This window comes from Aquabacter sp. (genome assembly GCF_965279295.1).
In the GTDB taxonomy this organism is placed as follows: Bacteria; Pseudomonadota; Alphaproteobacteria; order Rhizobiales; family Xanthobacteraceae; genus Aquabacter.
Genome location: NZ_CBDIHQ010000003.1, coordinates 20309 through 42806 on the forward strand (window position 1 = coordinate 20309; position 22498 = coordinate 42806).

Sequence of the window (22498 nt, forward strand, 5' to 3'; positions counted from 1 at the left end):
GTACCGTCATGTGGGCGTCATGGGTCTGGCGCATAGGCCTTCGCTCTGCGAAAGGCGAGGGACATTCATGAGCGACATGGCGCGCCCGGCGACGGCACCTTCCCCGAAGCCAAGCAAGTCGAAGTCGAGCGTGATACCGGACGCGCCGCCGAGCAGGCTCCAGACCTTCCTGTTCTTCGCGGTCCTGGTCGGCGGCCTGCTCTATGTGGCGGGATCGATATGGACCGACGTCCAGGCGGCGGCACCCGGCTCGCTCGCCTTCATGGCGTTCCTGATGCTGTTTCTGGCGCTGCTGATCGCGCTGGGCTTCGAGTTCGTGAACGGCTTTCACGACACCGCCAACGCGGTCGCGACCGTCATCTACACCCATTCCCTGCCGGCGCATTTCGCCGTGGTGTGGTCGGGCTGCTGGAATTTCATCGGCGTGCTGGTGTCCTCCGGCGCGGTGGCGTTCGGCATCATCCAGCTTTTGCCCGTGGAGTTGATCCTCAATGTCGGGTCGAGCGCCGGCATGGCCATGGTGTTCGCCCTGCTGATCGCCGCTATTCTGTGGAATCTCGGCACCTGGTATCTCGGCCTGCCGGCTTCCTCCTCCCACACGCTGATCGGCTCGATCATGGGGGTGGGCATCGCCAACCAGCTGTATCAGGGGCATAGCGGGCTCTCCGGCGTGGACTGGAGCCAGGCGGCGAACATCGGTTATTCGCTTCTGCTTTCACCCGTGGTCGGCTTCTTCGCCGCCGGCGCGCTGCTGCTGGCGCTCAAGGCGATGGTGAAGAACCCCGCACTGTACAAAGAGCCCAAGGCCAACAAGGCCCCGCCGTGGTGGATCCGCAGCCTGCTGGTGCTGACCTGCACTGGGGTCTCGTTCGCCCACGGCTCCAACGACGGGCAGAAGGGCATGGGGCTCATCATGCTCATCCTCATCGGCATCGTTCCCACCACCTATGCCCTCAACCGGGCGGTAGCGCCGGAGGATGTGGCCGAGTTCCGCGCCCTGACGCTTGCCACCGCCGCCTCGCTGACAAAAGGACTGCCGCCGGTGCCGGCGGGGGAGGCGGACCCGCAGGCCGTGCCGTCCAGCAACGCGCGCGGCATCCTCACCGTCTTCGTTCGCGACCATGATTTGCAGCCCGACACTGTGCCGGCGCTTGCGCAGATCGCCCGCGAGATGGGCGCCATGGTGGCCACCACCACCTCGCTGGCCCAGGTGCCCGCCGCCATCGTGCCGAACATGCGCAACGACATGTATCTCGCCTCCGAGACCATCCGCATCATGACCAAGGCGGGCGAGCCCAAGTTCGACCCGGAGACCAGGGAAAACCTCGCCGCGTTCAAGCGTTCGCTGGACGAGGCCACCAAGTTCATTCCGCTCTGGGTGAAGGTGGCGGTCGCGATCGCGCTTGGGCTCGGCACGATGGTGGGCTGGAAGCGCATCGTCATCACGGTGGGCGAGAAGATCGGCAAGACCCACCTCACCTATGCCCAGGGCGGCGTCGCCGAACTCGTGGCCATGGGCACCATCTTCGCCGCAGACCATTACGGCCTGCCGGTGTCCACCACCCACGTCCTCTCCTCCGGCGTCGCCGGCACCATGGCTGCGAACCGCTCCGGCCTTCAGCTCTCCACCATCCGCAACCTCGCGATGGCCTGGGTCCTCACCCTGCCGGCCGCGATCCTGCTCTCAGGCGGCCTCTACCTCCTCCTGCGCCAGTTCATGTGAGGAAGGGGCGTTGCTTCTCCCTCTCCCGCTTGCGGGGGAGGGCCGGGGAGGGGGCAGTGAGCCTCAGGAGAAGCACACCCAACCCTCTCTCACCAATTCCCCCTCCCTACCCCTCCCCCCGCAAGCGGGAGAGGGAATCCTCGGCGCCGCTCTGTCATTTAAGGGGAGAAAGCCGTGTTTCCGGGGATGGCGCGCGGGGCTCGCTTCCCTCGGGCTGCGGCGCAAACTAGCGTGCGGCCATGACCGATCATGCCGCTGTGCCCGCGCCGGATGAGGCCGCTGCCGATTTGCCCGCCGAGGCGTCGATAGAGGTGCCCGCAGTCGCGCCGGACGCGCCGAAACGCGATGAAAGCCAGCCGGTCCCGGCTGCGGCGGGCTACGTCACCCCGGTCATGGCGCAATATGTGGAGATCAAGGCGGCCAATCCGGATTGCCTGCTGTTCTACCGCATGGGCGATTTCTATGAGCTGTTCTTCGAGGATGCGGAACGCGCCTCGCAGGCGCTGGGCATCGTGCTCACCAAGCGCGGCAAGCATCTGGGAGAGGACATCCCCATGTGCGGGGTGCCGGTCTCCCGCGCCGAGGAATATCTCCACAAGCTGATCGCGCTGGGCTTCCGGGTGGCGGTCTGCGAGCAGTTGGAAGACCCGGCCGAGGCCCGCAAGAGGGGCGGCAAGAGCGTGGTGCGGCGGGACGTGACCCGGCTCGTCACCCCCGGCACCATCACCGAGGACGCGCTGCTGGATGCCAAGCGCGAGAATGTCCTGATGGCCGTGGCGCGGGTGCGGGCGGGCGATGATGCCCACGCCTATGGCCTTGCCTATGCCGATGTTTCCACCGGCGGTTTCCGGGTTGCCGCGTCCAGCCGCGCCAATCTGTCGGCGGATCTGGCGCGGATCGAGCCGGCCGAGGTTCTGCTTTCCGACGTGCTCTATGACGATCCCGACCTGCGCGACGTCTGGGACGCCCTGCCGGCGGTGACGCCGCTGCCGCGCCAGGGGTTCGAGGGGGCTGGCGCCGAGCAGCGGCTGGCGCAGTTCTTCCGGGTCGCCACCCTCGACGCCTTCGGCAGCTTCGGCCGGGCCGAACTGATCGCCGCCGCCGCCATCGTCTCTTATGTGGAGCGGACCCAACTCGGCGCCCGCCCGGCGCTCGCCCCGCCCACCCGCGAGGCGGACGGCGGGGCCATGCTGATCGACGCCGGCACCCGCACCAATCTGGAACTGGTGCGCACCACGTCCGGCGACCGGCGCGGCTCGCTGCTGGCCGCCGTGGACCGCACCGTGACGGCGGCCGGCGCCCGGCTTCTGGCGCGGCGCCTCTCCGAGCCGCTCACCGACCTCTCAGCCATCCGCGCCCGGCACGATGCGGTGGCCCATCTCGCCCATGATCCCGAATTGACCGCCACCCTGCGCCGACGGCTCGCCGGGGCGCCGGACCTTGCCCGCGCGCTCTCGCGCCTCTCCCTGGGACGTGGCTCGCCGCGCGATCTTCTCGCCATCGGCCAGGGCCTAGAGGAGGGGTTCGCGCTCGCCGCCGCCTTCTCCGGCACCCCGCCGGCCGACCTCGCCCGCTGCGCCACCGCCTTGGCGCGGGCCGAGCCGGGGCTGGCGCGCGACCTCCTCGCCGCCCTGGTGGAGGAGCCGCCGCACCTGCGCCGCGACGGCAGCTTCATCCGTGCCGGCTATGATCCCGATCTCGACAACACTCGTGGTCTCAGGGACGAAAGCCGGCGGATCGTGGCGGCGCTGGAACGGCGCTATGTCGACGAAACCGGCATCAAGACGCTGAAGATCCGGCACAATGCGGTGCTGGGCTATTTCGTCGAGGTGACGGCACAGCACGGGGAGAAGCTACGCGAGCCGCCGCATCTCGCCACCTTCACCCATCGCCAGACCCTGGCGGGGGCGGTGCGGTTCACCAGCATCGAACTGGCGGACCTGGAAAGCCGGATCGCTTCGGCCGGAGAGCGGGCGCTCGCCATTGAGCAGGCTTTGTTCGACCGGCTGGCAGCGGATGTGGTGGAGGCGTCGGATGAAATCCGCTCCGCCGCCGAAGCCCTGGCCGAACTGGATGTGCACGCCGCGCTGGCCCGTCTCGCGGTGGACGAGCGCCACGTTCGCCCCGAAATGACCGAGGGTTTCGACTTTCACATCGAGGGCGGCCGGCACCCCGTGGTCGAGCAGGCTCTGGCCCGCGCCAAGGGTCCGTTCGTTGCCAATGATTGCGATCTCTCCCCGCCGGAGGGAACGGAGGGCGGGCGCATCTGGCTCGTGACCGGCCCGAACATGGCCGGCAAGTCCACTTTCCTGCGCCAGAACGCGCTGGTGGCGGTGCTGGCGCAGGCCGGCTGCTTCGTGCCGGCGCGGGCCGCCCGCCTCGGCATCGTCGACCGGTTGTTCTCCCGCGTGGGTGCGGCGGACGATCTGGCGCGCGGCCGCTCCACCTTCATGGTGGAGATGGTGGAAACCGCGGCCATCCTGAACCAGGCGACGCCGCGCTCGCTGGTGATCCTGGATGAAATCGGCCGCGGCACCGCGACGTTCGACGGCATGTCGATCGCCTGGGCAAGCCTGGAGCATCTGCACGAGGTGAACCGCAGCCGCGCGCTGTTCGCGACCCATTTCCATGAATTGACCGCGCTCTCCCAGCGCTGCGCCCGGCTCACCAACGCCACCGTGAAGGTGGCGGAATGGCAGGGCGACGTGGTGTTCCTCCACGAGGTGGTACAAGGCGCGGCCGACCGCTCTTACGGCATCCAGGTCGCGCGGCTCGCAGGCCTGCCGCCGGCGGTGATCGCCCGCGCCAAGGCGGTGCTGGCGGAACTGGAAGCGGCGGAACGGGCCTCGCCCTCACAGCGGCTGGTGGACGAACTGCCACTGTTTGCCGCCGCGCGCCGCCCGGCGGCCGAGGCACCTCACGCGCCGGCCGACGACCGGCTCAGCATTGCCCTGGACGATATCGACCCGGACGAACTGACGCCCCGCGCCGCCCTGGAAGCGCTCTATGCGCTCAAGGCTGTACGGCGGACAGGGAAGGGCTGAGGGAGTGCTGGTGCTTTGTCCCGGACAAGCGACGGCGTAGCCGGAGCGCAGATCCGGGGCCCAGCGCAAAAGTCCGGGGAACCCGTCAATCCGCGACCAGCGCGGAGAGCATCTTCGTCGCGTGGCGCCGAAGATGGATTGAAGCGCCTTTGGCGATCCTTTGCGCTGAGTCCCGGGTCGCATTCCACTGCGCTGCGCTCCGTTGCATGAGCCCAGGACAAATGCGCCCCGACAAGCCTGCTCTGTTCAGCCTCAACCCGGCGGGGTGAACGGCATCGGCGGGGGAGCGGTGGGCAGGAGTTCGCCCCAGGCCGAGAAGGCGTCGCGGAACGCGGCGTCGCCGGTCGGGCCCTTCTCGAAGGCGAGGATTGCCCGCTTCTGGTTGGTGTAGACCACCGGAATATCGATCCAGGGCCGGGTCTGGAGCAGCTCGATGTTGCGCTCCTTGTCGGCCTGCACCGCAGAGAGGCCAACCAGGAAATAGGTCGGGCTGACCCGCACCGACAGGCCGGCGAGCGGCGCGCCCTGGGCGCTCTCGGTCTGCTTCATGCGGATGCCGGGCACATTGCTGATGCCGCCATAGGCGAAATCCGCCGGCAGGGTGAAGGTGATCTCCACCGTGTGCGAGGCCGGCAGCGCCTGGTCGGTATTGCGGCGAAGCGTGAAGCTGATCGACATCCGGCCAGGGATCTGAAGGTCGGCGCGAATGCCGAGGTCCGGCGGCATTCCGGGGCCGCCGTTCACGGTCTCGGTCTTCCAGGTCACCGTGCCCTCATAGCTCTGGAGGCCCTGAGCTGCGCCCTGTGCCTCCTCGAACAGATAGGCCCGCTGGGTGGTGGCGCTGGCGCGCGGGGCGGCCACGGGTGAGCGCCGGTTGTCGGTGCTCGCCTGGTTCACACGGTCGGAGCTTTTGCTGTGGTCGGCGCTCTTGGCGGCATCGGCCGGCTGCGCCGGCACGACGGCGGCGGTCTGCTTCTGGCCGCCGAACAGGGTTTCGCGGTTCACGATTGCATAGGCGCCGCCAGCGATCAGCACGCCGATCAGCGCCACGACCAGCACGGTGCGCTGCCAGCGCGGCGCGCCGGTGCCGGCTTCCTTGGCGGGCATGCGCGGACGCTCGGAGCGGCTGCCGACCTTGTTGCCTCGGCCGACCTTGGGCCGCTGGTCGGTGGCGGGGGAAACCGCTTCCTCCGGTTCGGCCTGGGCGGCGGGCGCTTCGACCGGCTCCGGAGCCGGGGGAGGTGTGGGCTCAGGGGGGGCTTCAACCGGCGGTGCCGGGGGCGGCGCCTCGGGCTCGGCTACGGGTTCTTCAACGACCGGCTCTTCGACCGGCTCAGGCTTGTTCTCTTCCTCGATTCGGCGAATGGCGCTTTCCAGCGCCTGGCGCTCGCGGCCGATCTCGCCCTCGGGCAAAGGCGGCTCGACGCTGCGCAACTGCTTCAGCAGCGCACCACGAGCGCGATCGAACACGATCTTGCGGGTCTCGCCGGTATTCTGGGCGAGCCCGGCGATCGCGCGAACCAGGAGCGGGTAGTAATCGGCCATGGGTCAGAAGAATGCCCGGTAGAGGCAAAGCCTTGGTTAAGCCTGGAACGGATTTTGAACGAGAATTGTGTCGTTCCGTTCCGGGCTCGTGGACAGGATCGCCACGGGGCAGCCGATAAGCTCCTCCACCCAGCGCACATATTTCACCGCGCCGGCCGGAAGATCCGCCCAGGAGCGTGCCCCGGCCGTGGATTCACGCCAGCCGTGGATGGTCTCATAGATCGGCTCAAGCCGGGTCTGCGCGCCACCTTCGGCCGGGAGATAGTCGATCTCCTTGCCGTCGAGGCGATAGCCGACGCAGATCTTGATCTCGTCGAACCCGTCCAGCACGTCGAGCTTGGTCAGCGCGATGCCGTCGATGCCACAGGTCTTCACCGTCTGGCGCACCAGCACTGCATCGAACCAGCCGCAGCGGCGCGGCCGTCCGGTGACGACGCCGAACTCGCGGCCCACGGTGCCCAAGGTCTGCCCGACGGCGTCGGTCAGTTCGGTGGGGAAGGGGCCTTCGCCGACGCGGGTGGTGTAGGCCTTGGTGATGCCCAGCACATAATCCAGCGCCGAGGGACCGACACCCGACCCGCTCGCCGCGGAAGAGGCGACCGTGTTGGATGAGGTCACATAGGGATAGGTGCCGTGGTCGATGTCCAGCAGCGAACCTTGCGCGCCCTCGAACAGGATGCGCTTGCCCTCGCGCCGGGCCTTGTCCAGCAAGTCCCACACCCGGTCCATGAACGGCAGGACCTGGGGCGCCAATGCCTCCAAATAGGCGATCAGCGCGGCAGCGTCCACCGGCTCAAGGCCGAGGCCCTTGCGCAGCAGATTGTGGTGGGTCAGCAGCCGGTCGACCTTGGCCGGAAGCGTGGAGGTGTCGGAAAGATCGACCAGCCGGATGGCGCGCCGTCCCACCTTGTCCTCATACGCCGGGCCGATGCCGCGTCGGGTGGTGCCGATCCGGGTCTCCGGGCTCGCGGCATTCTCGCGCAGGGCGTCGAGTTCGCGGTGCACCGGCAGGATGAGGGGGGTGGTTTCGGCGATGCGCAGCCGGTCAGGGCCGATCACGACGCCTTGCTTGGCGAGCCGCGCCAGTTCGTCCACCAGCGCCTGCGGGTCGAGGACCACGCCATTGCCGATGACAGATAGCTTGCCCGGGCGCACGACGCCGGACGGCAGCAGCGACAGCTTATAGACGACGCCGTCCACCACCAGGGTATGGCCGGCATTGTGCCCGCCCTGGAATCGAACGACCACGTCGGCCTGCTCGGAAAGCCAGTCGACGATCTTGCCTTTGCCTTCGTCGCCCCATTGCGAGCCGACCACGACCACGTTGGCCACCGCGTGAGGTCCTCCGCCGGGCGCTGCTTGCCGTCCCTTGGGATGTGGCAGCCGCGCAAACAAAGCAAAGCCCCAGTTTGGTCCGGGGCCATTAAGCCCGCGTCATAGAAGATCGCATCCGTGGAGGCAAGGCGCGGATCGTCTCGGGCACGCCCCATGGCGAAACCGGTGCCGGTTCGACACACCGCCGCCCGAGGCTGCGGCTCCGGCCGGTGTGGCCGACCCGGATGATCGGGCGGCGTGGCCGGGACCAGCTCTGGTTGACAGCGCCGGCCCTGTTGGTTTTTGATCCTGACAGCGCGCACTTGGAGCGCCGCCTGTCCGCGGCAAGGGAGCCAGCTCCCATCCAGTTGACCTAATCCTTACGAACCCTTCTTCCGGCCTTTCGTAAGCGGACACAAGGCTATTGGAAGGAAGGTTTTCCAATGGGCCGCGCCCTCACGCCCCAGACCAATATCATTAGCCTCCGGAAAGAGGCCAAGCGCTGGCTGAAAGCTCTGCGCGCTGGTGACGCAAAGGCTACAGCCCGGTTCGCTGCGGCGTGGCCGGACGCGCCGGCCGAGCCCGGTCTTCGCCACATCCAGCACGCCCTTGCGCTGGACCATGGCTGCGAGAGCTGGATCGCGCTCAAGGCAGCAATCGAGGAACTCGCCCTGGCCGGCAAGACTCGCGCGGCACGCGTCGATCAGGTGCTGCGCCACGGCTGGGACGGCGACCTCTCCCTGGCGCGCCGCCTGCTCCGGCTGGAGCCCGGCCTTGCCCGCGAAAACCTGTTCACCGGCGCCGCGTGCGGCGACCTCGCGACGGTTGAGCGGCGCCTGGCGCGAAATCCCGAGGACGCGCGCGCAGCCGGTGGTACGCTGAACTGGACCGCTCTCGCCTATGTCGCCTACAGCCGTCTGGATTCCGTCAACGCAGTCGCCATCGCGCAGCGCCTGCTGGAGGCCGGCGCCGATCCCAACTTCCAGTTCGACGATGGCTGGGGCAATTCGTTCAAGGTCGTGACCGGCGCCATCCGGCTGGGCGAGGGCGCCAAGCCCAGCCATCCGCAGGCCGGGGAGCTGGTGGAACTATTGATCGCGGCCGGTGCCGATCCGTTCGACTTCCAGGCGCTTTACGACATCTCCATCGTCGGCAAAGACACCCATTGGTACGAGGTACTGTGGCGCCACTGCGAAGCGCAGGGCATTGCCGACGGCTGGCGCGATCCAGCCGCCGGACGGCCCGGCGGCACGCTGGCGATGAGTACGCTCAATTATCTATTGGGCAATGCTGTCGCCCAGAACCATCTCGCCCGCGCCGAATGGCTGCTGGTGCGGGGAGCAGACCCCGATACGCCCCACGCCTATACGGGCCAGCCGGTCCATGCCTTGGCCCAGCTTTCGGGTTTCATCGAGATGGTCGTCCTGCTGGAACGCCATGGCTCAAGGTTGTCCCCATTAAAGGGCGTGCAGGCCTTCCAGGCCGCCTGCCTTCGCGTGGACGAGCCGGCGGCCCGTGTCCTGCTCGCGGCCGATCCGGCGATGCTGGACGACCCCGCGCCGCTCATCGCAGCGGCGGAATTCGGAAACGCGCCCGCCGTCGCCCTTCTGCTGTCGCTCGGCGCCTCTGCCTTAAATCTTGGCGAAGACGGCATCAGCCCGCTTCACCGGGCGGCTCAGGCCGGTTCATTGGACGCGGTCGACCTGCTGATCGCCGCCGGCGCCGATGTCGACCTGCACGAGCGGCGCTGGAAGGGCACGCCGCTCAGTTGGTCGGTGGTGATGGGAAATCCGCATGTGGCAGAGCGGATGGCGCCGCTGAGCCACGACGTGCGCACCCTCGCCTATATGGGACGGCTCGAGCGGCTTGAGGCGGTCCTACGGGCCGCGCCTGGGATGTCCAACCTTCGCCTGCCGGACGAGGTAGCCCCGACCCCGCTGTTCTGCCTGCCGGACGACCCCGATCTCGCAGTCGATGTGGCGCGCATTCTTCTCGCCCACGGTGCGGACCCCACCCTGCGCGACGGGAAGGGCTGCAGCGCCATCGATGTGGCCCGCGAACATGATTTCGACGCGGCGGCCGACCTGATGGAGGCCGGAATCCCGCGCATTTCCACACCTCGCTGACAGGCGGAATGCTCCAGGCCTTGCTGGCGCCGCCATACAGCAAGCAAGGCGCCGGTGGTCATCCGCTGTTGCGCAGGCCCGCCGAGATGCCGTTGATGGTCAACTGGATACCGTGCAGCACCTTGTCGTCGGGGCCGACGGCCGAGCGGTTGCGTCGATGCGCCTTGAGCAGTTCGATCTGCACATGGTTGAGCGGATCGAGATAGGGGAAGCGGTTGCGGATCGAGCGGTCGAGCAGCGGGTTGCTCTCAAGCAGCTTCTCCTGGCTCATGATTTCCAGCAGCCGGCCGACCGATCCCTCATATTCCGCCTTGATGCGCGAGAAGATGCGCTCGCGCAGAACCACGTCCTCCACCAGTTCGGCATAGCGCGAGGCGACGGCCAGCGAACTCTTGGACAGCACCATGTCCATGTTGGACAAAAGGGTGCGGAAGAACGGCCAGTCGCGATACATGGCGCGAAGCTGCTCCATGCCGTCCGGGCGGTCGGCGAGGAATTTGTCCACGGCGGTCGCGAAGCCGTACCAGGCCGGCAGCATCAGGCGGCACTGCGCCCAGGAGAACACCCAGGGGATGGCTCTGAGCGCGGTGATGGCCCGCGTCTTTTTCCGCGAGGCGGGGCGCGAGCCGATGTTGAGGGTGGCGATCTCCGAGATCACGGTGGAACCCCAGAAATAATCCTCGAAGCCCGGGGTCTCGTAGACCAGCCCGCGATAGGCATCGAACGCCGATTGCGACAATTCTTCCATGTTGGTCAGGAAGTCGGGACGCGGCGCGGTCTCGCCTGACTGAAGCAGGGTGGCTTCCAGCGTCGCCGCCACCAGGATCTCCAGATTGCGCCGGCCGACCTCGGGGTTGGAGAATTTGGAGGAGATGATCTCACCCTGCTCGGTGACGCGGATCTGCCCGTTTACCGCCCCGCCCGGCTGGGCGAGGATGGCGTCATAGCTCGGGCCGCCGCCGCGCCCCACCGAGCCGCCGCGCCCGTGGAACAGGCGCAGCTTCACGCCGTGGCGGCGGAACACCTCGATCAGCCCGATCTCGGCCTTGTATAATTCCCAGCCGGAGGTGACGAAGCCGCCGTCCTTGTTGCTGTCGGAATAGCCGAGCATCACCTCCTGCACCCCGCCCCGGCTGTCCACCAAGGCGCGGTAGGCTGGGATTGAGAACAGGCGGTCCATCACCGGCGCGCAGGCCTGCAGATCGCCGATGGTCTCGAACAGCGGCACCACATTGATCGCGCTGGTGCCGTCGGCGCGCACCAGCCCCACCTCCTTCAGCAGCAGCGCTGCCTCCAGCATGTCGGAGACGCCTTCGGTCTTGGAGATGATGCAATTGGGGATCACCGCCTCGCCGAGCGCTGCGTGGGCCTCGGCACCGGCAGCGAAGATCGCCAGTTCGTCACGGGTCTCCTCACTATAGCTCAGGTAGCGCGAGGCCAGGGGCCGTGCGGTGGCAAGCTCCTGCGTGAGGAGGGCAATGCGGGCGTCCTCGTCCAGCTGCCCGTAGGCAGTGCCGGGCACCACCGCTTCCAGCAGTTCGCCGACCGTGCGCTCGTGGACCTCGGAATTCTGGCGCAGATCGACACTGGCGAGATGAAAGCCGAAACAGTCCGCTGCCCGACGCAATTGCCGCAGCCGCCCCCGTGCCAGCACCCGCGAGCCATTCTCCGCGAGTGAACGGTAGATAACGTCGAGATCCGCCCCCAGGGCGGCGGCGGACACGTAGGGTTCAAGCCCCGGTGCCACCGGGGCTGGCGTCTCGCCCCGCAGCACGGCGGCGGCGCCCTGCAGGCGCGCCAGCACCACCGAGAGCGCGACACGGTAGGGCTCCTCGCGATTGCTCATGCCAAGGTCGGGCGAAAGCGCCATGAGCGCGCGCATGTCCTTGGACACCTTGACCAGCCGGCTCGCCAGGGAGAGTTCGGCGGCCAGCGTGACCACCTGCTCCTGGTAGAAGCGCATGATGCGCTCGCGATGCATCTCCACCGTCTCGCGCAGTACGGTGGCAGTGACGAAGGGATTGCCGTCCCGGTCGCCGCCGATCCAGGAGCCGATGCGCAGGAAGGAGGGAACCTCCGGCGCGGTGCTCTCGTCCAGCGTTTCCAGATGGTCCTCCACCGCACAGAACAGGCGCGGCAGCTCTTCCAGGAAGGTGTAGTCGTAATAGGACAGGCCGTTGGTGACCTCGTCCATCACGGTCAGCTTGATGCGCCGGAGCAGTGCGGTCTGCCACAAAGTGAGGATGGCGCGCCGCAGCGCCTCCTCCTGTTCGGCGGCCTCGCGCGGGGTGGCGGTGACGCGCTCGGCGCGGTCCAGCAGGCCGGCGATCTCCATTTCCCGGTTCAGCGTGCTCTTGCGCCGAACCTCGGTGGGGTGTGCGGTCAGCACCGGGCTGATCAAGGCTTCGGCGAAGAAATCCCGCAGGTCGGCCGCTGACTTCCCCGCCGCCGCGGCGCGCCCAAAGGCATTGGCGACCGTGCCCGGACGCGGCGCGGAGCCGGCGATCTCATGGGCGCGGTTGCGGCGGGTGTGGTGCACGTCCTCGGCGATGTTGGCGAGGTGGGAGAAATAGCTGAAGGCGCGGATGATCTGCACCGCCACCTCCGGCGAAAGCTCGCCCAGAATGGTTTCCAGCTCCTGCCGCGCGCCCTCGTCGGCATGGCGGTGGAAGCGGATCGAGGTGCGCCGCACGATTTCCACCAGATGATAGACCGGCTCGCCCTCCTGCTCGCGCACCGTGTCGCCGAGCAGCCGCCCGAGGCGGCGGATGTCCTCGCGCAGCGGCCGGTCCTTGTCGCTGGAGGTGTCGCTGGAATCCTCGCTTGGCTCACCAATCACTGCCCACACCGCGCTCGACATGGCCGCTCCCGCTCTGGCTGGTTTGGCACACTCTAAGGGGTCTTTTTGCGGGAGCGAAACCTTATGCGGCAGGTGCGAAGTAGAAGTTGCGGGACGCACCGTAAAAGGCCCGCGCAAACCCCGTCCACCCGGCGAGATTCATGCCAGCTTCACGGAGTTTTAGCCGTTTGCGCAGAGCGTGTGCGGTGCAAGGCTTGCGGAACCTAGGGTTTGCGGCGACAAGCGAGAGACCGGAAGACTTTCGACGCCTCGCGGGGGGCGGCATCGCACCGGGGGGACCATGGCACAGCCGATCGCGGCCTCACAGGCGCACGCTTCACAAACCTCCACCGCCCTCGACCTTGCGGTCCGCGCGGTGAAGCCGGCCATGTGGAGCGTTGTGGCCTTCAGCTTCTTCATAAATCTGCTGGGCCTCACCGGCTCGATCTACATGATGCAGGTCTATGACCGCGTGCTGTCGTCGCGGAGCATCCAGACCCTGGTGCTGCTGACCGTAATCGTCGCCATTCTCTATGCAGTGGGCGCCGCGCTGGAGGCGCTGCGCACCCAGCTTCTGATCCGTGCCGGCGTGAAATTCGACGAGAACATCAAGGAGCACGCCTTCGACGCGGTGCAGCGCGCCTCGTTGCGGCGGCCTTCGCCCAGCCATGTGCAGGCGCTGCGCGATGTCGACACGGTGCGTGATTTCTTCGCTGGCGCCGGGGTGATTTCGTTCTGCGACGTGCCGTGGGTGCCGATCTACATCATCTTCGCCACCATGCTGCACCCCTGGTACGGCATTCTCGCCGTGCTGAGCTGCCTGATTTCCGGCGTTCTTGCGTTCGCCAACGACCGGGTGACGCGCCCGATCCTCGACCGCGCCACCAAGGCCAACATCAGCGCCAACAATCAGGCGGTGACGACCTTCCGCAATGCCGAGGTGCTCCAGGCCATGGGCATGGTGCGCCAGTTGCGCCAGCGTTGGGGCGTGCATCGCGGCGCCGCCATGGGCTGGCAGGGGCTGGCGGCGGACCGTGCGGCGTTCCTGGTGGCCGCCACCAAGTTCAACCGCGTGTTCATGCAGAGCATGATCCTGGGGCTCGGCGCCTATCTCGCCATCAACCGCGAGATTTCGCCCGGCATGATGATCGCCGCCTCGATCGTGGTCGGCCGCTGCATCCAGCCCATCGAGACCGCCATCGGCAATTGGAAGGGCATCGTTTCCGCCCGCTCGGCCTATCGGCGCGTCCAGGAATTGCTGCGCATGATGCCGCCCCAGGGTCCGAAGATGCGCCTGCCCAACCCCACCGGCGCGGTGCAGGTGGAAAACCTCGTGGTCCATGCCCCCGGCCGCGACGTTCCGGTGCTGCGCGGGGTGTCGTTCGCGATCCCCGCCGGCGCGACGCTGGGCGTCATCGGGCCGAGCGCCGCCGGCAAGTCCAGCCTCGCCCGCGTTCTGGTCGGGGTGTGGCCCGCCAGCGCCGGGTCGGTGCGGCTCGATGGTTCGGACCTCTCCCATTGGGACCCGGAACAGCTAGGCGGCTCGCTCGGCTACCTGCCGCAGGATGTGGAATTGTTTGCCGGCAGCATCGCCGACAACATCGCCCGGTTCGGTGAGCGGGACGAAGCCAAGATCGTCGAGGCGGCGCAGATGGCCGGCGTGCACGAGATGATCCAGCGCCTGCCGCAGGGCTACAACACCGACATCGGCGAGAGCGGCGGTTCGCTGTCCGGCGGCCAGCGCCAGCGCGTCGCGCTTGCCCGCGCCATCTATGGCAAGCCGGCGCTGATCATTCTGGACGAGCCCAATGCCAGCCTTGATGCGTCCGGCGAGCAGGCGCTCACAGCCGCCGTGCAGGCGCTGAAGGCGGCCGGCAGCACGGTGGTGCTGGTGACCCACAAGACCAACAGCCTTGGCCTGTGCGACATGATTTTGCTGCTGAACGAAGGCACCGTGCACGGGTTCGGCCCGCGCGACGAGGTGCTCGCCAAGGTGCTCGGTCCCCGGCTTGTGCGCCCGGAAGGCGGACAGCCCGCGCGGGTGCAGCCGCCGGCCGGCACAGTGGTGGAGGCATGACATGAGCGAGACGCCCGTCAATCCTGCAAAGAGCCCAACAAAGATCTCTGCGCCCGAGAAGGCCGCAGCCAAGGTCGCCGAGGCGCGCCCGCCGGTGCCGTCGAAGGTTTCCCTTTTCAAGGCGAGCGCCGTCGGCCACGCCGCGAACCTGCGGGCTTCGCTGGAACGGCGCATGCCGGAGAACGCGGGCGCCCTGGTCGCCGACGCGCGCAAGCGCCTCGTTGCGGTCCGCGATGTCCTGCTTCCGCCGGTGAAGGAAGAGACCCTGGTGGATGCCACCTCCGGCATTCCCGCCCCCGCCCCCTCGGGTGACTACCGCCGCGTCGCGACCATGGGCTACGGCGTCATCGCCCTGACCTTCGGCGTGTTTGGCGGTTGGGCGGCCTTTGCCAGCATCGACAGCGCGGTGATCGCGCCGGGCGTGGTGTCGGTGGAAAGCAAGCGGCAGGTGGTGCAGCATCTCGAAGGCGGCATCGTCGCCGAAATCCTGGTCAAGGATGCGCAGATGGTGTCGGCCGGGCAGGTGCTGTTCCGCCTGGACCCGACCACTTCACTCGCCAATTTCGATTCGATCCGCGCCCAACTCGACGGCCAACTCGCCACCGAGGCGCGCCTCGAAGCCGAGCGCGCCATGGCCCCCGCCGTTGTCTTCCCGCCCACCCTGCAATCCCGTGCTTTGGATCCCGTGGTGAAAGCCGCCATATCGGATCAGCTGGCGCAGTTCCGCGACCGCAGGGCCTCGATGTCCGGGCAGGTCGAGATTCTGAACAACCGCATCAAGCAGGGTGAGACCGAGATCGACGGCCTGGCACGCGAGCGCGCCTCCGCCGACCAGCAATTGTTCTATTGCGACGACGAACTCGACGGCATCCAGAAGCTCAGCGACAAGGGCCTGGTCTCCAAGCCCCGCCTGGCCCAGCTCCAGCGTGAAAAGGCCCGCCTCCAGGGCGTGGTCGGCCGCAACATCGCGGACACCGCGAAGGCGCAGGCGAACATCGGCGAGATGCGGATGCAGATCAATCAGCTCAACCAGAAGCAGCAGGAGGAGATCGCCCAGCAGATCGTCGAGACGCGCCAGAAAATCTCCGACCTCAAGGAGAAGCTGAACGTCTCCGAGAACGTGCTGAAGCGCGTCGATATCCGCGCGCCGCGCGCCGGGGTGGTGCAGAACATCAACCCCAAGATCTATTCCATCGGCGCGGTGGTGCGGCCCGGCGACACCATGCTGGAAGTGGTGCCGCAGAACGACGAACTGATCGTCGACGCGCAGATCCCCACCACCGATATCGACCGGCTGCACAATGGCGTGTCAGGCGTGGAGGTGCGCTTCCCCGCGTTCCATTCTCGCACCACCCCGCTGATCCTTGGCGAACTGCGCACCGTGTCGCCGGACCGGCTGATGGACGAGACCACGCACCAGCCCTACTTCCAGGCGGTGGTGGCGGTGAGCAAGACCGATATCCCCGAGGACATGAAGGCGCGGCTGCGCCCGGGAATGCCGGCCGAGGTGGTTTTCAATACCGGCGAACGCAGCGTGATGTCCTATCTCACACGCCCCCTCGCCGATGCCCTGGCCCGCTCTTTCCGCGAGAAATAAGCGCCGGTTCCCTTCGGCGTTGACAGGGTTTGAGGCCACTCCTAGGGTGCCGCCCCCAGGATTGCTGCGCTGCGGGTTCCGCGGCGGAAAATGAGCTGCGGAGTCCGTTCCAAGGCCCCCTCAGCAAGCTGGGCAAGGGAGCGCGCACCGCATGAAAATCCTCGTCCCCGTGAAGCGTGTCGTCGACTACAACGTGAAAGTTCGCGTCAAATCCGACGGGTCCGGCGTCGAGCTTGCGAACGTCAAAATGTCGATGAATCCCTTCGACGAGATCGCGGTCGAAGAAGCCCTTCGCCTGAAGGAAGCCGGCAAGGCCACCGAAGTGGTCGTCGTTTCCATCGGCCCGGCCCAGGCCTCCGAAACCCTGCGCACCGCGCTCGCCATGGGCGCCGATCGCGGCATCCTGGTGAAGACCGACGGCATCACCGAGCCGCTCGCGGTCGCCAAGATCCTCAAGGGCGTCGTTGGCGAGGAGAACCCGAGCCTGGTGATCCTCGGCAAGCAGGCGATCGACGACGACGCCAACCAGACAGGCCAGATGCTCGCCGCCCTGCTCGGCTGGGGCCAGGGCACCTTCGCCTCCAAGGTGGCGCTCGAAGAGGGTGCCGTGCTGGTGACCCGCGAGGTCGACGGCGGCGCGCAGACGGTAAAGCTCACCCTGCCCGCCATCGTCACCACCGACCTGCGCCTCAATGAGCCGCGCTATGCTTCGCTTCCCAACATCATGAAGGCGAAGAAGAAGCCGATCGATGAGAAGACCCCAGACAGCTACGGGGTGGATGTCACGCCGCGCCTCACGGTGCTGAAGACGTCCGAACCGTCCGGCCGCAAGGCGGGCGTGAAAGTGGGTTCGGTTTCCGAACTGGTGGCGAAGCTGAAGGACGAGGCTGGGGTGATCTGATGACGACGCTGCTGATCGCCGAACACGACAACACGAGCCTCAACGGCACCACCGCCAAGGCCCTCACCGCCGCCGCCGCCCTCGGCGGCCCGGTGCATATCCTGGTGGCCGGCTCTGGCTGCGCCGCCGTGGCGGATGCCGCCGCGAAGCTTTCGGGTGTCGAGAAGGTCCTGCTGGCCGAAGGCCCGACCTATGCGCACCGCCTCGCCGAGCCGCTGGCCGCGCTGGTGGTCTCCCTCGCCGGCAATTACGACGCCATCGTCGGCCCCTCCACCGCAATGGTGAAGAACGTGCTGCCGCGCGTCGCCGCGCTGCTGGACGTGATGCAGGTGTCGGACATCATCAAGGTGGTCTCGCCCGACACGTTCGAGCGGCCGATCTACGCCGGAAACGCCATCCAGACCGTGCAGAGCGGCGAGGCGAAGAAGGTCATCACGGTGCGCACCGCCTCGTTCGCTGCGACCGGCGAGGGCGGCTCCGCCCCGGTCGAAGCGGTGGGCGCGGGCGAAGACCCTGGTGTCTCCAGCTTCGTCGACGAGGCTCTGTCCGCCTCCGACCGGCCGGAACTGACAGCGGCGCGGATCATCGTCTCCGGCGGCCGGGCCTTGGCCTCCAAGGAGAAGTTCAGCGAAGTGATCGAGCCCCTGGCGGACGCCTTCGGCGCCGCCGTGGGCGCCTCGCGCGCCGCCGTGGATGCGGGCTATGCGCCCAACGATCTCCAGGTCGGCCAGACCGGCAAGGTGGTGGCCCCCGAGCTGTATGTGGCGATCGGAATTTCCGGCGCCATCCAGCATCTCGCCGGCATGAAGGATTCCAAGGTGATCGTTGCGATCAACAAGGATGAGGAGGCACCCATTTTCCAGGTTGCCGATTACGGCCTGGTGGGTGATCTATTCACGATCGTGCCGGAACTGAAGGCCGAACTCGCCAAGGCCAAAGGCTGAGGCAACAAAGGCTGACGACGGGCCAAGGGCCGGCGCCCGGAGCACCGAGCATTTGGCACCGTCACGCTGACCGGTGGGGGCGTGCCTCCCGCCGATTTCACCTCAGGCGAAAGACGAAAGCATCATGCCGCTCGAGATCAAGAAGGTCGGAGTGATCGGCGCCGGTCAGATGGGCAACGGCATCGCGCATGTCTGCGCGCTGGCGGGCTACGACGTGATGCTGATGGATGCCAACCCGGATCGCATCCACGCCGGCCTTGCCACCATCAACGGCAACATGGCCAAGCAGGTGGCGCGCGGCACGGTGACTGAGGAAATGCGCCAGGAGGCGCTTTCGAAGATCATCGCCTCGCCGACCTACGAATCGCTGTCCGAGTGCGATCTCGTCATCGAATCCGCCACCGAGCGGGAAGAGGTGAAGCGCAAGATCTTCACCTCGCTCTGCGAGGTCCTGCGGCCGGAAGCCATGCTGGCCAGCAACACCTCTTCCATCTCCATCACCCGTCTCGGCGCGGCGACCGACCGGCCCGAGCGTTTCATCGGCATTCATTTCATGAATCCGGTGCCGCTGATGGAATTGGTTGAGCTGGTACGCGGCATCGCCACCGATGACGACACGTTCGAAAGCTCCAAGCAGTTCGTCACGCGGCTGAACAAGACCTATGCGGTGGCGGAGGATTTCCCCGCCTTCATCGTCAACCGCATCCTGCTGCCGATGATCAACGAGGCGATCTATACCCTTTATGAGGGCGTCGGCTCGGTGGACGCCATCGACCGCGCCATGAAGCTGGGCGCGAACCACCCCATGGGGCCGCTCCAGCTCGCCGACTTCATCGGCCTCGATACCTGCCTCGCCATCATGCAGGTGCTTCACGAAGGTCTGGCGGACAGCAAGTACCGCCCCTGCCCGCTTCTGGTGAAATATGTCGAGGCCGGTTGGCTCGGCCGCAAGACCCAGCGCGGCTTCTACGATTATCGCGGCGAGAAGCCTGTCCCGACGCGGTGAGGCAGCGTTAAGGCGGCGTCTGGTTTCTGCTTGCGCGCGTTGCCTTAAGTCCTTTCGAGGGTTGGGCATGCTGACACGACGCGGTTTTCTGGCGGGCGGGCTTGGCACCGCCCTTCTCTCGCGTTCCGCCTTTGCCCAGGTGCAGGGCGGGGATGCGCTGCAAGCTCTTATCAATGCGGAATGCCGCCGTGCCCGCGCCGAACGCGGCGCCCGCCTTGCCCTGGTGCTGGGTGTCGTGGGGCCGCAGGGCCAGGGCCGGCTGCTGTTCGCGGGTGGCGAGGGGCTGACCAATTCGGCTGGGATGCCTCTGGTGCTCGATGGGCGGACGCCGTTCGAGATCGGCTCCATCTCCAAGGCCTTCACCACCAGCCTGCATTATCGCGCCCATGGCCCGTTCCAGGGCACGCTCGGCTCCTGGCTGGGCAAGAGCGCGGACCTGTCGCCTGACGTGGCGGCGCTGGAACTGGCGAACCTCGCCGCCTACCGGCCCGGCCTGCCGCAGGACAACCAGGGCGGCGCCTATCCGCCCGGCACCCTGGCGAATTTCAAGAGCCTGTTCGGCTTTCTCTCCAGCTATCGTCCGCCGGCCGCCCAAGGCACCTGCTACGCCTATTCCAACCTCGGCTGGTCGCTGCTCGCCATGGCGGGCACCGGCATCGCCGGTGTTGATGCCGAGGGGTTCGCTGCGCGCTACGACCGCCAACTGAGGGATTATTGCGCCACCTTCGGCGCGCCGGACACCGGCTGGTTCCGTCCCGCGATGAAGCCACGCCTGCCGATGGGCTACACCAAGCAATGGACGCCCCTGCCGCCGAATGCCCCCTACCGCCCGACGAGCCCGGTGGGTGTCGGCTCGGGCGGCATCGTTTCAACAGGCGCGGACATGCTGGCCTATCTCAGGCTCAACATGGGGCTGATGAGCGGCGGGCTCACCGACCCGGCTCTTGCCTACCAGCAGGGGCTCGACCTTCAGTCTCCGGTCTGCAACGGGCCAGGCGCCCAGCGCACCGCCTATGGCTGGTTCCGCGCCAATGTCCGCACGCCCGGCGGGCCGGTGACGGTGCTCAACAAGAATGGCGGCGTCGCGGGCTTCACCGCGTGGATGGGCTTTTCCGCCTGGCAGGGCAGCGGCAAGCCCTCCCCGCTTGGCATCTTCGCCCTCTGCAACGGCCCGCAGGCAACGCCCGTGGGCCTGCAGGCGATGAAGCTTCTGCTCCAGCCCTAGCTCGGCCCGGCCAGTGCCGCCTTGATCAGAGCCTCGGCATCCTCGCTCGCCCATTCGGCGGGGCCGGCGAGGAAGCCGATTTCGCAGCCCTGGCCGTCGACCAGCAGCGTTGTGGGCAGGCCGAAGCCCCGGCCGGCGGCGCGCAGGGCGGAGAAGGTCTTGGTGCCGGGATCGGCATAGAAGGCCAGCGACTTGACGCCGATCTCGTTCAGGAACGCCTTGGGCTTCTCCACGTCGCGGGTGTCGAGATTGATTGCCACCACCTGGAACCGGTCACCGCCGAGCGTCTGCTCGAGCTTGTCGAGGGCGGGCATTTCCTTCCGGCACGGCACGCACCAGGTGGCCCACAGATTGACCAGCAGCAGCCGACCCTTGAAATCGCCCAGGGTCATCGGTGCGCCGGAGGCGTCGGTGAAGCTCAGCGGCGGCAGGCGCCGGGGCTCGGTCGCCAGCGAGAGCGCCGCGATCTCGCCCTTGGCGAGGCTTTTGAGCCGCGCCGCCGCCGAGACCGCCGGGGCGCAGGCCGGGTCCTTCACCGGAGCGGACGCCGCTTCGCCCGTTCCGGCCTGATTCTGCGCGGTCTGGGACGCGGGCGCATTGCGGGGGCCACCCTCCATCACGTATAGGGCGAGCGCCCCGGCCAAGGTGCCGGCGACCACCGCCGCACCGAGCACGGCCACCATGCGTCCGCGCCCGGCGCGAGGCGCAGGGTCGGCGGAGGGGATCGGGGCATCGGGTTCTGTCATCTCGGGAGGTCCGTCATGAGCAACAAGATGTGGGGCGGGCGGTTCTCTTCGGGGCCCGACGCGATCATGGAGGAAATCAACGCCTCCATCGGATTCGACCAGCGTCTTTACGCCCAGGATATCGCCGGGTCCAAGGCCCACGCTGCCATGTTGGCTGCGCAGGGCATCGTGGCGGCGAAAGATGTCCAGAAGATCCAGAAGGGTCTAGACACGATCCTGTCAGAGATCGAGGCCGGCACCTTCACCTTTCGGCGTGACCTCGAAGACATCCATATGAATGTGGAGCAGCGGCTCGCCGACCTGATCGGCCCGAGCGCCGGCCGGCTGCACACCGCCCGCTCGCGCAACGACCAGGTGGCGACCGACTTCCGCCTGTATGTGCGCGACACGGTGGACGCGCTGGACGCCCAGATCGCCGACCTGATGGTGGCGCTCGCCGAAAAGGCGCTGACCCATGCGGCCACCGTGATGCCCGGCTTCACCCATCTGCAGACCGCCCAGCCTGTGACGTTCGGTCACCATCTCATGGCCTATGTGGAGATGCTCTCGCGTGACCGGGGCCGCCTGCGGGATGCCCGCGCGCGGCTGAACGAAAGCCCGCTCGGCTCCGCTGCGCTGGCGGGAACCTCGTTCCCGATCGACCGCGATGCCACCGCCAAGGCGTTGGGCTTCGACCGTCCCACCGCCAATTCCCTGGACGCCGTTTCCGACCGCGATTTCGTCATGGAGACGCTTGCCGCCGCCTCCATCTGCGCCATCCATCTCTCGCGCTTCGCCGAGGAAGTGGTGATCTGGACCTCGCCCTCGTTCGCGCTGATCAAGCTGTCGGATAAGTTCACCACCGGTTCCTCGATCATGCCGCAGAAGCGCAATCCCGATGCCGCCGAACTGGCGCGCGGCAAGTCCGGGCGCATCATCGGTGCGCTCACAGGCATCCTGGTGGTGATGAAGGGCTTGCCGCTGGCCTATGCCAAGGACATGCAGGAAGACAAAGAAGGCGCGTTCGATGCCTTCGCCGCGCTCTCACTGGTGGTTGCCGCCTGCGCCGGCATGGTACGGGACTTGGAGCCGGATGCCGCCCGCATGCGCACGGCCGCCGGCCAGGGCTATTCCACCGCGACCGATCTCGCCGACTGGCTGGTGCGTGCGGTGGGCATGCCGTTCCGCGAGGCGCACCATGTCACGGGGCGGATTGTCGGCATCGCTTCGGATCGCGGCGTGCCGCTGCATCGCCTCACGCTGGAGGACATGCAGAGCGCGGATCAGCGGATCACCCAGGATGTGTTCTCCGTGCTCTCCGTCACCCGCTCGGTGCAGAGCCGCACCAGCTATGGCGGCACCGCGCCGGTGCGGGTGCGCGCCCAGGCGCGCCGCTGGCTGAAAAAGCTGAACGTGAAGCCCGCCTGAGGCC

Annotated in this window: 14 protein-coding genes; 10 read left to right on the plus strand and 4 right to left on the minus strand. The window is 67.5% G+C overall.

Annotated features, from left to right (window positions below):
- The first annotated feature begins 67 nt into the window (after nucleotides 1–67).
- Nucleotides 68–1723 (plus strand): inorganic phosphate transporter, encoded by a 1656-nt coding sequence (locus tag ADADO0_RS00515; RefSeq protein ID WP_511303111.1) that lies wholly within the window; start codon nucleotides 68–70, stop codon nucleotides 1721–1723.
- Between the two features lie 239 nt (nucleotides 1724–1962).
- Entirely contained in the window at nucleotides 1963–4767 is a 2805-nt protein-coding gene (gene mutS, locus ADADO0_RS00520; protein WP_511303112.1) for a DNA mismatch repair protein MutS, read from the plus strand.
- A 252-nt stretch (nucleotides 4768–5019) separates the two neighbouring features.
- On the opposite strand, the gene ADADO0_RS00525 is transcribed toward mutS, so the two are convergent.
- Entirely contained in the window at nucleotides 5020–6312 is a 1293-nt protein-coding gene (locus ADADO0_RS00525) for a hypothetical protein (RefSeq protein ID WP_511303113.1), read from the minus strand.
- A gap of 36 nt (nucleotides 6313–6348) precedes the next feature.
- On the minus strand, nucleotides 6349–7644 hold the full coding sequence (locus ADADO0_RS00530) for an adenylosuccinate synthase (RefSeq protein ID WP_511303115.1): 1296 nt from the start codon (nucleotides 7642–7644) through the stop codon (nucleotides 6349–6351).
- Nucleotides 7645–8069: 425 nt separating this feature from the next.
- Between ADADO0_RS00530 and ADADO0_RS00535 the strand changes: the two genes are divergently transcribed.
- The gene (locus ADADO0_RS00535; protein WP_511303117.1) at nucleotides 8070–9752 is read left to right on the plus strand and encodes an ankyrin repeat domain-containing protein; all 1683 of its coding nucleotides are present in this window, start codon (nucleotides 8070–8072) and stop codon (nucleotides 9750–9752) included.
- 58 nt (nucleotides 9753–9810) lie between these two features.
- Here ADADO0_RS00535 and ppc read toward each other — a convergent pair whose 3' ends face one another.
- Nucleotides 9811–12612: a phosphoenolpyruvate carboxylase gene (gene ppc / locus ADADO0_RS00540; RefSeq protein ID WP_511303119.1), complete on the minus strand. Its 2802-nt coding sequence runs from the start codon at nucleotides 12610–12612 to the stop codon at nucleotides 9811–9813.
- 280 nt (nucleotides 12613–12892) lie between these two features.
- On the opposite strand from ppc, the gene ADADO0_RS00545 reads away from it, so the two are divergent.
- The 6 genes from ADADO0_RS00545 (at nucleotide 12893) to ADADO0_RS00570 (ending at nucleotide 20341) form a co-directional block, all read left to right on the plus strand.
- On the plus strand, nucleotides 12893–14668 hold the full coding sequence (locus tag ADADO0_RS00545) for a type I secretion system permease/ATPase (protein WP_511303120.1): 1776 nt from the start codon (nucleotides 12893–12895) through the stop codon (nucleotides 14666–14668).
- Between the two features lies 1 nt (nucleotide 14669).
- Nucleotides 14670–16265 carry an HlyD family type I secretion periplasmic adaptor subunit gene (locus ADADO0_RS00550; RefSeq protein WP_511303121.1) on the plus strand — a complete coding sequence of 532 codons (1596 nt, stop codon included), beginning with the start codon at nucleotides 14670–14672 and terminating at the stop codon, nucleotides 16263–16265.
- Nucleotides 16266–16416: 151 nt separating this feature from the next.
- Nucleotides 16417–17166, plus strand: a complete 750-nt coding sequence (locus ADADO0_RS00555; RefSeq protein ID WP_511303122.1) for an electron transfer flavoprotein subunit beta/FixA family protein — start codon at nucleotides 16417–16419, stop codon at nucleotides 17164–17166.
- Nucleotides 17166–18110: an electron transfer flavoprotein subunit alpha/FixB family protein gene (locus tag ADADO0_RS00560; protein WP_511303123.1), complete on the plus strand. Its 945-nt coding sequence runs from the start codon at nucleotides 17166–17168 to the stop codon at nucleotides 18108–18110. The genes ADADO0_RS00555 and ADADO0_RS00560 overlap by 1 nt, the downstream gene beginning before the upstream one ends.
- A 124-nt stretch (nucleotides 18111–18234) precedes the next feature.
- Entirely contained in the window at nucleotides 18235–19116 is an 882-nt protein-coding gene (locus ADADO0_RS00565) for a 3-hydroxybutyryl-CoA dehydrogenase (RefSeq protein WP_511303124.1), read from the plus strand.
- Between the two features lie 67 nt (nucleotides 19117–19183).
- Nucleotides 19184–20341, plus strand: a complete 1158-nt coding sequence (locus tag ADADO0_RS00570; protein WP_511303125.1) for a serine hydrolase — start codon at nucleotides 19184–19186, stop codon at nucleotides 20339–20341.
- Here the strand turns inward: ADADO0_RS00570 and tlpA are convergent.
- Nucleotides 20338–21087: a thiol:disulfide interchange protein TlpA gene (gene tlpA / locus ADADO0_RS00575; protein ID WP_511303127.1), complete on the minus strand. Its 750-nt coding sequence runs from the start codon at nucleotides 21085–21087 to the stop codon at nucleotides 20338–20340. The two genes, ADADO0_RS00570 and tlpA, sit on opposite strands and share 4 nt — an antisense overlap.
- A 15-nt stretch (nucleotides 21088–21102) precedes the next feature.
- Here tlpA and argH point away from each other — a divergent pair, with 15 nt between their 5' ends.
- Entirely contained in the window at nucleotides 21103–22494 is a 1392-nt protein-coding gene (gene argH, locus ADADO0_RS00580) for an argininosuccinate lyase (RefSeq protein ID WP_511303128.1), read from the plus strand.
- The last annotated feature ends 4 nt before the right edge of the window (nucleotides 22495–22498 follow it).

Coding starts and splice junctions, on each gene's coding strand:
- ADADO0_RS00550 (WP_511303121.1), top strand. CDS start 14,670: ATGAGCGAGACGCCCGTCAATCCTGCAAAGAGCCCAACAAAGATCTCT.
- tlpA (WP_511303127.1), bottom strand. CDS start 21,087: ATGACAGAACCCGATGCCCCGATCCCCTCCGCCGACCCTGCGCCTCGC.
- ADADO0_RS00560 (WP_511303123.1), top strand. CDS start 17,166: ATGACGACGCTGCTGATCGCCGAACACGACAACACGAGCCTCAACGGC.
- ADADO0_RS00565 (WP_511303124.1), top strand. CDS start 18,235: ATGCCGCTCGAGATCAAGAAGGTCGGAGTGATCGGCGCCGGTCAGATG.
- ADADO0_RS00525 (WP_511303113.1), bottom strand. CDS start 6,312: ATGGCCGATTACTACCCGCTCCTGGTTCGCGCGATCGCCGGGCTCGCC.
- ADADO0_RS00545 (WP_511303120.1), top strand. CDS start 12,893: ATGGCACAGCCGATCGCGGCCTCACAGGCGCACGCTTCACAAACCTCC.
- ADADO0_RS00555 (WP_511303122.1), top strand. CDS start 16,417: ATGAAAATCCTCGTCCCCGTGAAGCGTGTCGTCGACTACAACGTGAAA.
- ADADO0_RS00535 (WP_511303117.1), top strand. CDS start 8,070: ATGGGCCGCGCCCTCACGCCCCAGACCAATATCATTAGCCTCCGGAAA.
- argH (WP_511303128.1), top strand. CDS start 21,103: ATGAGCAACAAGATGTGGGGCGGGCGGTTCTCTTCGGGGCCCGACGCG.
- mutS (WP_511303112.1), top strand. CDS start 1,963: ATGACCGATCATGCCGCTGTGCCCGCGCCGGATGAGGCCGCTGCCGAT.
- ADADO0_RS00570 (WP_511303125.1), top strand. CDS start 19,184: ATGCTGACACGACGCGGTTTTCTGGCGGGCGGGCTTGGCACCGCCCTT.
- ADADO0_RS00515 (WP_511303111.1), top strand. CDS start 68: ATGAGCGACATGGCGCGCCCGGCGACGGCACCTTCCCCGAAGCCAAGC.
- ppc (WP_511303119.1), bottom strand. CDS start 12,612: ATGTCGAGCGCGGTGTGGGCAGTGATTGGTGAGCCAAGCGAGGATTCC.